Origin of the sequence: Streptomyces sp. NRRL WC-3549 (assembly GCF_000721935.1) — a bacterium.
Taxonomy (GTDB): Bacteria; Actinomycetota; Actinomycetes; order Streptomycetales; family Streptomycetaceae; genus Streptomyces.
The window spans coordinates 27,216-36,986 of record NZ_KL585423.1 but is presented as its reverse complement, the minus strand read 5'-3'; the positions used below and the strand labels follow the sequence as shown (position 1 = coordinate 36,986).

Sequence of the window (9,771 nt, the reverse complement as noted above, 5' to 3'; positions counted from 1 at the left end):
CGGCCGCGGGCCTGCTCGCGGCCACGGCGGCGGTCGCGATCGCCGCCTGGACCGTCCCCGGGCGCCGGCTCGTGCCGTACTGGGGCCGTGCGGGGGAACTGCTGCACTCCGCGCTGGCGATCAGCATGCTGCCGCTCGCCCTGTGGGTGCTCGGCGTGTACGGCGCCCTGCGGTCCATCAACGGCTGACCGGAAGGGAGAGACGCTGCCATGCAGTCCAAACGCGACCAGGTCCACGCCCACATGTTCGTCATGGGCCGGCTGACCTCGGGCATGCTGCGCGCGGATCCGGACGCCCCGGAGAGCCCGCAGGGCCGGACCAACCGGGGCATGGTGATCGGCATCGTGATCGCCGTCCTGCTGTCGGCCGGCTCCTTCGTCCTCGGCCTGCTCAAACCCGGCACCAAGGACTCCTGGCGGGCGGCCGGGACCCTCGTCGTGAACAAGGACACCGGCTCCCGCTACCTCTATCTGGACGGGCGGCTGCGCCCCGTGCGCAACTACGCGTCGGCACGGCTGCTCGCGGGTGCGGACATGAAGGCCGTGACGGTCGGCTCGGCCTCCCTGAAGGGCACACCGCACGGGGCGCCCGTCGGCATCAGCGGCGCCCCGGACGCGCTGCCGGGGAGCGGGGACCTGGACACCGGTCCGTGGCAGGTCTGTTCGGGCAGCGGGACGGGCTCGACCGGCACCACCGTCGCGGTCGGCGCCCCGGCCGACGCCGCCGGCCTGCCCACGGACCAGGCGATGCTGGTGACGGGCCCGGACAAGGCCGGCTACCTGGTGTGGCGGGGCAGCAAGCTCCGGCTCGACGAGGACAGCCGCGCCCGCGAAGCCCTCGGCTACGGCTCCACCCCCCGGCTCCCGGTCTCGGCGGCCTTCCTGAACGCCCTCCCGTCGGGCCCCGACCTGCGCCCGCCGGACGTGCCCGGAAAGGGGCAGGACGGGCCGTCGCCGAGCGGCCGGAAGTCCAGGATCGGCGAGGTCTTCCGGGTCACCGTGCCGGGCTCCACCGACCGCTACTACCTGCTGCGCAAGGAGGGCCTGGTCCCCCTCACGGCGACCGCCGCCGCGCTGGTGCTCGGTGACCCGGAGACCCGCGAGAAGGTCTACGGGGGCGGCGCCGCGAAGGTGACCGCCCTGGGGGCGGACGCGCTGAGCAGCCATCTGGCCCCGGGGGCCGGCGAGAGCGCCGAGGACCCGGACCTGCCCTCCGCACCGCCGGAGGCGGTGGCCCTCGGCGAGGACCGTACCGTCTGCGTACGGGTCGAGCCGGGCGAGCGCGGTCCGCGGATCAGCGTCGCCCTGACCGGGACGGGTACCTTGGGCCCGTCCTCCCAGGCGCCGCCCGAGGGGCTCACCCCGGCCTGCATGCCGGTCGGCACGATCACCGTCCGGCCGGGTGGCGGGTCCCTGGTGCGCGCCCTCGGGGCGAGCGGGAGCAAGATCGGTGCCACCGTCTACCTGGTGACGGACACCGGGATGAAGTACCGGGTGGTCACGGCCGACGCGCTCGCGGCGCTCGGCTACTCGCAGGACCAGGCGCGCGGGCTGCCGGCCCCCCTGCTGGCGATGCTGCCGACGGGGCCGGACCTGACGAAGGAGGCCGCCGCCCTGGGCCGCAGCGGCAACACGACGCCGCGCTGTGAAGGCAAGTGACGGTGTCGCCGGACACGCCGCTCCGGGACGGCGCGGGAACGGGCCGTTCGCGTAAAGGAAGGTGAACTTCAGGTGGACAGCGGTGAATTCGCGTCCTTCACCGGAACGGGACGTGACGAACGGACGTCCTCGAACAGGAAGGCGCCGGTAGGGCGTGTCGCGAAAGGGGCGCCTGCCCGGCGCATCGTCCGGAACGACGGGCGGAGCCCGAGAAGGTGGCGTGAACCATTGAATCGTCAACTCTCTTCTCTTTAGGCTCGGTTCATCACAACCATCCGGACGCCGGTCTTCCGGCCGCGTCCGGGCACGCACAGCGACCGCCGGGACTCGACGACCGGCGGCGTGACACCTCAGGAGGCACAGGCATATGGCAGGTTCGGGCGGACAGCAGTCACTGGCATCGGCGACACAGAACGGTGTCACGGCCCTGGAAATGGCCTTCACGGGCGTCCAGAACAGCCGTCAGGACGTGGAGAACATGAAGCACAACCTGTCCTCCGGATACGCGGGCAGCGACGGTGGCGCGTTCCAGAAGCTGCTCGACCGGTGGGACGCGCAGGCGGAGATCATCTCCCGCAACCTCCGCGACATGATCACGACGCTGGAGGAGACGATGCGCGCGCAGGGCATCCAGCAGTCCAACGCGGGTGAGTCCATCCAGCAGGCCTACAACCGCTCCGAGGAGATCTTCAACGCGCTGGCGGGCTCCACCGCCGGCCGCTGACGACTCCGCCGGCCCCGGAGCGCCTCACCCGCACCCGGGCAGGGCGCGACACGCTTTCCCCCCGAAGTACCCCTGCGAGACGAGGACCACCATGGACTTCAGCGACGGCCAGATCTACGTCGACTACTCCCACATGAACAACGCCGCCGACGACATGGTCCAGCAGACCAAGTCGATCGACAGCATCCTCACCAACCTGGAGGCCGAGCTCCAGGAGCTCCAGAAGACCTGGGAAGGCCAGGACAAGACGGTGTACGCCGAGAAGCAGGCGTCCTGGAACAACGCCGTGGAGGAGATGAAGCGCATCCTCGCCGAGAACTCGGCCCTGCTGACCGACGTCTCCGACAGCTACCAGCACAGCGAGAAGTCCCTGACGTCGCTGTGGGAGAGCGTGCGCATCGGCGGCTGACCGGGGCGGGACGCCCTGGTTCCCTTCCGGGCGGTCGTCCGTGTGCGACGCACGCGCGCGGCCGCCCGTCGTGGTGAGGGCGGCGTGCGGCCGCCCGCTACCCCCGCGAAGCGTCGGCACCGCGCACGCGCGGGCCCTCTGACGTCGGCGGGTCCCCCCAAAGATCAGGAGAAGTGCGACATGGCGGAAGAAACGCCCGCAGTCAATCTCAACAAGGAGTGGCTGCAGAAATTCCTCGACAACGACGTCCTCCCGTTCCTCGCCGCGGTCAAGTCGATCAGGGAGAACGGGAACTCACCGGGGGGACTGTACGTACCCGGGATGTCCACGCTGCAAGGCGGGGCGGACGGGGCGAAGACGGCACCCGGCTTCCTCGACGGGCAGAAGGTGCCGCTCGCGATCGGGGCGATGGCGGGTGACGCGGAAGGCCGCACGAACGGCGGCTACCTGGTCAAGAGCCTGAACGGGATGGTCGACCAACTCGACGAGATCCTCAAGCTCCAGGTCGATCTCTTCGAGGAGATCGGGGAGGACCTCAAGGACACCATCGCCAAGATGTTCAAGACCCAGGACGACAACCTGGAGAAGATCGACGGGAAGAAGCTCGTCGACTTCTTCGAAGGCGTGGACGAGGTGCTCTCCGAAAGCGGCGGCGGCTCGAGCGGCAACAAGGACGACTGAGCAGACGCCGCCGTCGGCCCGCCCCGGCCGCCGCCCCGCGCCCGGCTCCGCGCGACTTCGTGCACCGCACCCCTGCCCGTCCGCACCCCATCCGCCCTGATCGAAAAGGCATCCAGGCATGGCGCTCGACTCCAGCAAGATCACCGATGACCTCAGCGGTACCAACGACAAGTGGTCCGAGGCCGTCAACTTCTTCACGGGATACAAGGCGCCGAACAGGAGTGAACTCTTCGACGCCCTCGTCGGTAACGAGGGAATTCCGCTGATGAAGGTGGAGATCTCCGACGTCGGCTACGTCGACTACGTCGACACCGAGGACATGAACTGGCTCTACGAGAACGCCGGTTCCGAGATCCAGAACACGGACTTCGTCATCCCCTTCTACCACTCGAAGGGCGACGACGCGGGCTCCAGCGTGTCGATGCACAAGGCGCGCATCACGCTGCTCGGCAGCAAGGGCGACGGCAGGCTGCCGACCCAGGGCTACCACGAGGGTGGCAAGTTCTCCAGCACCATCGACGGCCACCTGGGGATGGACGGCAAGCCCACCTGGGACACCACGCCGACCACGCGATACGCCTACGGCACGGGGCTGGCCCTGCGGGCGCTGCTCAACAACGACACGCTCGGCACCCACGGCTTCAGCTGGAACGGCCTGCCCGTGGCCGACGCCGATTCGGTCACGCTCGGCAACTTCGACGTGGTGGCCGGCGCCTTCGACCGGGTCGCCCAGTTCTTCACCACCCAGCAGAAACTGGTGGAGGAGTGGCAGAGCAGGGTCGGCACGGAGAAGAACGAGGCCTGGCGGGGCAAGGCCGCAGGCGTCTTCTGGGACCTCGTCAACAAGATCAACAAGCAGTACACGGACTATGCGGATGACATGAGTTCGGCTACCGGCTACTCGAAACAGGGCAACGAGATCCGGGATGCGAAGAAGGACTTCCGTGCCGCCGTGACGGAGCTCGAATCCGCCTGGTCGAAGTGGCAGTGGCAGTACGGGAATCCGCTGACCGTGCTGCACACGCTCCTGTCCGCGGTGATGAAGTACGTGTGGGACAACAACATCACGAAGATCACGTACAAGATCGACACCTACGGGACGTACGGCGGCGGGTACGGCACCACCACCACCTACATCACGGAGCCCGGGTTCAGCAACGAGGCCGCCATCGACGCGATCACGGGCAAGGGTGACACGGGACTGAGCGTCGACGCCAAGGAATTCGGCGACCTCAAGGAACTCAGCACCTGGGAGCACATCGGCAACAAGGCCCTCCTGATGTGGCAGCAGACCGTCAAGGACCAACTCGACGCGGCGGCGGTCACGGCCATGACGAAGGTGCGGGACAGCTGGAGCAACAGCACGTTCGACCTGGGGTCCGTGAAGTCCCGGGGCACCAGCGGCACCCTCGCGTCGGATTACAAGGAGGACAAGGCCGAGGCCGCTGAGGAGGAGGCGGAGAAGAAGGAGGCCGCGCCAAGAAGCAGGAGGAGTTCATCCAGTGGCAGAAGGACCAGGCCGCCAAGGCGGCGGCCGAGGCCGCGGCGGCCAAGGCCGCGCAGGAGGCCAAGGAGAAGGCGGCGAAGGAGGAGCAGGAACGTAAGGAGAAGGAGGCCGAGGCCAAGGCGGCGGCCAGGGAGGCCGAACAGGAGGCCAAGGCAGAGGCGGCTAAGAAGGAGCAGGAGGCCAAGGAGGCGGAAGCCAAGGCCGAACAGGAGCGGAAGGAGGCGGAGGCCGAGGCGAAGCGGGCCGCCGCCGAGGCCAAGGCGGAGGCGAAACAGGCCGAACAGGAGGCCAAGGCGGAGGCCAAGGAGAAGGAAGCGGAACAGAAGCAGGCCGAACAGGAGGCCAAGCAGGAGGAGATCCGCAAGGAACAGGAGAAGAAGCAGGCGGAGGCTCAGGCCCGTGCCGAGAACATGCAGATCATGCAGATGAACCAGGCCAAGAAGCAGCAGGAGGAGGCGAAGAAGGAGCAGGAGGCCAAGGAGGCGGAAGCCAAGGCCGAACAGGCCCGGAGGGAGCAGGAGGCCGAACAGAAGCAGGCCGAACAGAAAGCCGAACAGGAGGCCAAGGAGCAGGAAGCCAAGGCCGAACAGGCCCGGAGGGAACAGGAGGCCGAACAGAAGCAGGCCGAACAGGAGGCGAAGCAGGACCGCATCCGCACCGAGCAGCTGGAGCGCCAGGAGCAGCAGCAGGCCGAGCAGGAGAAGAAGCAGGCCGAGGCCGAGGCCAAGGCCGAGGCCAAGCAGGCGGAGCTGGAGGCCAAGCAGGAACAGCGCCAGGCCGAGGTGGAGGCCAAGCAGGACGAGGTCCGCCAGGAGCAGGAGAAGAAGCAGGCCGAGGCCGAGGCCAAGCAGGAGGAGATCCGCCAGGAGCAGGAGAAGAGGCAGGCCGAGGCGGAGGGCAGGCTCGACAGCACCCGGCAGAGCCTCTTCGGCGGCGACGGCGGCCTGCCCGACCTGTCGCCCACCACCATCTCCGGCCCCGTCAACGACGGCGTCCTGGACCTCCCCGGCGGTGGCGAGACGCGTCTCGACCCCAACGGCCGGGTGATCACGGACTACCCGGACGGCTCCACCGTCACCATCGATCCGGAGACCCGTTCCTCGACCCTGACCCGGCCCGACGGCTCGACCGTCTCCGGCCCGCTCAACACCGGCGACCTGCTGACCAACCCCGACGGCAGCACCACGCACCTGGACTCGGGCGGCAACCTGGTCACGGAGTACCCGGACGGTTCCGCCCGGACGATCAATCCGGACACCGGCACCACCACCGTCACACGGCCGGACGGCTCGACCGTCTCGGGATATCTGGACGACTCCGGCCCGTCGAGCTTCACCTCGGGCCAACTCAACAGCGGCTCGCTCGACTACACGCCTCCGTCGTACGACTACTCCTCCTACGAGGAGGAGCTGTTCGACGAGAACCCCTACGAGTCACCCCTGGCCGGCAGCGGGGCGTCCGGCGGGGCGACCGCCCCCAGCCACAACCGCCCGTTCCTGAACACCGGCGCGTTCCCCGGCCCCACCGGCGGGGACACGGGCGCCGTCGGCTCCATGGGCAGCGACACCGGCACCGGTACGGGCGCCGGCACCGGGGCGGGCGGCGGCATGGGCGGTGGCATGGGCGGGATGGGCGGCGGTCTGGGGGGTGGCAAGGGCGGAGGCCAGTCGGACTCCGGCGAGCGCGTCCGTAACGTCATCGACGGAGAGGTGGTCACCCACCGCCGTCCACGGCCCGGCGCGGGCGCTCCCGTCAGGAACGGCCGGTACGCGGACGACGAGGTGCGCGTGGCCACGGGCGGCACCACCACTGGTGGCACGCCGTTCCTTCCGCCGATGGCCGGAGGGGGCGGTGGCGCCTCCGGCGGGCAGACCCGGACCGAGTCCGGTGAGCGGGCCCGGGACTCGTGGGTGCCGGAGGACGACGACGTATGGGGCACGGACGAGGGCGGCGCGCCGGCGGTGATCGGGCGATGACCGGTACGCCCGCGCCCGCGGGTCGCCCCGACGCCGTCGGGCCACCGGGGAGTTCGTCCGCGGCGCACACGCGTACGGCAGAATCGCGTATGACCAGGTGGAGGGGTGAGCGGTGAGCGAGTCGATGGAGAAGAAGCTGGCCGAGGCCATGGCCGAGCTGACGGCCGTGCAGGATGCGGTCGCGCGCGCGGAGGAGGAACTCGGTCAGGCATCGGCCACGGTCCGGTCACGGGACCGGGCGGTGGAGGTGACCGTGGGGCCGCAGGGCGAACTGACGGCGCTGAAGTTCCCGGACAACAGGTTCCAGGACATGACGGGACCTCAACTCGCCGCTTCCGTACTGGAGGCCGTGCAGGAGGGCCGCGCCCGGATGGCCCGTAGAGTGATGGACGTCTTCGAGCCGTTGACGCGGACGACCGGTGGTCCCACGGGCCTCAGGGGCGTGGACATCGACTGGGACCGGGCCTTCGGCTCGGCACTCGACGGCCCGGACGGCGGGAGGAGACGCTCGTCGGCCCGGCTGCACGACGAGATCCACGAAGACTGACGTCCCCGGAGAACGACGAAGGAGGCAGGCATGGTGACGGGAAAGTTCATCGCGGACCCCGGGCGTATACGTCGCGGCGGCGAGATGATGGAGGCGTTGCCGGAGCGGACGAACAAGATCGCCGACAACTTCGTCTCCGACATACAGAACTACCGCGGCTGGGCCGGTCACAGCGACGACTTCGCCCACCAGGTGCTGCCGAAGTTCGACGCGAACAACGAGGCGTGCCTGGCACTGATCAGGGCCGTGGGCACCGCGTTGGCGGAGCTCCGGCACGCGGTGTGGGCCAACGGGCAGCACATCGAGGGCGTATCGGCCTACGCGAGTGAGCAGATCGGGCGTCAGGCGACGAGCCTCGACGGTCTGGGCGGGGGCACCGCCGGGGGCGGCAGGCACTAAGTGGAGGAGATCGACTTTCCACCGGACGTCCGGACGATGCTCTGGATCCTGCTGGGCGAGATGCCCTTGCAGGCCAGGGAGAATCTGGCGTGGGAAAGCCGTGAACTCTACCTCGCTCTCCAGAAGGGGCTGATCGACCTCCGCGCCGCCTCGCGGGAGACGATCCAGATGGTGGAGGGGGCGCTGCCGCCGGAGGTGGCCCGGCCGTACATCGAGAGCGTGCGGATGCTCACCGATATGCCCGGCGGCACCGACCCCGTCCAGCAGTTGCTGTACCAACTGGACGACCTGGCCAACGGCCAGGTCGACTACTCCCAGAAGATTCAGGGGTCCAAGTGGGAGATCATCGCCGAGATCTTCATGCTGATCGCCGAACTGGCCCTGCTCGCGGCGCTGATGGCGTTCACCGGCGGCGCCTCGGTGTCGCAGATGTTCCTGGCGAGAGCCCGGAGCAAGCTGGCGGTCCTGATGATCGTCGACCGGTTGCTGCGGATGTCGCACATCGCGCCGACCCTCGGGGAGGCGATCCAGGAGGCCATCCAGACGCTGGCGGTCCGGCTGGCGCAGATCGGTCTGAACACCGGTGGGCGCAAGCCCCACGGCGTCGACTGGAAGGACGTCGGGGTCGCCGCCGCGTTCGGCGCGCTCACCGCCGGTTTCATGGAGATCTTCGACAAGTTCCTGAAGCCGGTCTCGAACTACTTCAAGGACCTCCTCGGGGACGTCTTCGGCAAGTTCCCCGTCAACCGGGACAGCCTGCTGTTCAAGGGACTGGTGAACGGCCCGCCGACCGTCGTCACCGTCTTCGTGGTCGGGGGTGCCGCCGAGGGCACCGCCGAGGTCATCATCAACGGGGCCTTCTACGACCAGTGGGAGTTCAAGTGGGAGACCTTCGTCGGTTCCGGCACCAGCAGCCTGTTCGACGTGGGCGCGGGGCTGGTCATCGGCGCCGGGGCCTTCTCGGTCTACAACACCTATTTCGGTAACAAGAACCAGTTCACCGATCTCAACGAACTCCCGGGCCCCGGCAGCCCCTTGGGTGGCGGTGGCGGTGCGGACCCCGCCGGCTCCCGGCGGCCGGACGCGGACCCGCCCGGCGCCGCGTACGCCAAGGGGCCCTCGACGGTGAAGACCGACCCCTTCACGCCCGGCCCCTCGGCCCCCCTGCCGAACACCGTCTCGTCCGACCTCCCGCACGGCATCGGCAGCGGTATCGGCACCGCCGCGCCGGCCCCGTACACGCCTCCGCCGTCGTCCACGCCCCCGTCCGCGCTGAACACCCTGCCCACCGGCCGCTCCGACGCCCTGTCCGGACCCTTCGACCTGACCGCGCGGACACCGGGCGCCACGGGCGGCACGGGCGTCCTCGGCGGTACGAACGGGCTCGGCGGGGCCGGTGGCCTCACCGGTACGAGCGGTTCGCCGATCCCGGACCTCTCCGCCCCCACACCGTCGTCGGCCTCTCCGTCCTTCTTCTCGCCCTCCACGGCCCCCTCCTCCTCCCCGCCCGGCACCACGCCGCTGACGTCCGACCCCGCGCCCGACCTGACCCCCGACCTCGCCACAGATCCGACGCCGGACCTCCTGCCCGGTACGACACCGCCCCTGACGGGGACGGCCGGGGACCTGCCGACCGGACTCACCGCGCCGAAGGGGCCCTCCACCGCCCCGGACCCCGGCACCGCGGACGGCAGGAGTGGTACGGACGCCGGAACCGGCCCGGACGAGACGCCGGCCGACCAGGACGGGACCCGCGAGGGCCACGGCGAGGCCACCGGACAGGACGTACCCGGAGGCGGAACGGCCGGCCGGAACACGGACGCGGACGGGCCGTCGGGCATGGAGGACGGCGCGCGCCGGCAGGTGAGCG

Annotated in this window: 8 protein-coding genes and 2 pseudogenes; all 10 read left to right on the top strand. The window is 69.8% G+C overall.

Features of this window, described 5'->3' with window-relative positions:
* Positions 1–188 (top strand): annotated as a pseudogene (locus IH13_RS0126510) (type VII secretion integral membrane protein EccD); the annotation flags it as partial.
* Positions 189–209: 21 nt separating this feature from the next.
* Positions 210–1,658 (top strand): type VII secretion protein EccB, encoded by a 1,449-nt coding sequence (eccB, locus tag IH13_RS0126505; RefSeq protein WP_031088494.1) that lies wholly within the window; start codon positions 210–212, stop codon positions 1,656–1,658.
* Positions 1,659–2,025: 367 nt separating this feature from the next.
* Positions 2,026–2,382, top strand: a complete 357-nt coding sequence (locus IH13_RS0126500) for a hypothetical protein (RefSeq protein WP_031088493.1) — start codon at positions 2,026–2,028, stop codon at positions 2,380–2,382.
* A gap of 91 nt (positions 2,383–2,473) precedes the next feature.
* Positions 2,474–2,791, top strand: coding sequence for a WXG100 family type VII secretion target (locus tag IH13_RS0126495; protein WP_031088492.1), 318 nt, complete (start codon positions 2,474–2,476; stop codon positions 2,789–2,791).
* A 180-nt stretch (positions 2,792–2,971) separates the two neighbouring features.
* Positions 2,972–3,472 (top strand): type VII secretion system-associated protein, encoded by a 501-nt coding sequence (locus tag IH13_RS0126490; protein ID WP_031088491.1) that lies wholly within the window; start codon positions 2,972–2,974, stop codon positions 3,470–3,472.
* A gap of 118 nt (positions 3,473–3,590) precedes the next feature.
* Complete coding sequence (locus tag IH13_RS44965; RefSeq protein ID WP_234433394.1) at positions 3,591–5,408, top strand: AAWKG family protein; 1,818 nt, start codon at positions 3,591–3,593, stop codon at positions 5,406–5,408.
* Complete coding sequence (locus IH13_RS44960; RefSeq protein WP_234433393.1) at positions 5,399–6,955, top strand: hypothetical protein; 1,557 nt, start codon at positions 5,399–5,401, stop codon at positions 6,953–6,955. The genes IH13_RS44965 and IH13_RS44960 overlap by 10 nt, the downstream gene beginning before the upstream one ends.
* Positions 6,956–7,067: 112 nt before the next feature.
* On the top strand, positions 7,068–7,502 hold the full coding sequence (locus IH13_RS0126480; protein ID WP_031088489.1) for a YbaB/EbfC family nucleoid-associated protein: 435 nt from the start codon (positions 7,068–7,070) through the stop codon (positions 7,500–7,502).
* A 30-nt stretch (positions 7,503–7,532) separates the two neighbouring features.
* Positions 7,533–7,901: a hypothetical protein gene (locus IH13_RS0126475; RefSeq protein ID WP_031088488.1), complete on the top strand. Its 369-nt coding sequence runs from the start codon at positions 7,533–7,535 to the stop codon at positions 7,899–7,901.
* Positions 7,902–9,771 (top strand): annotated as a pseudogene (locus IH13_RS38450) (hypothetical protein); the annotation flags it as partial.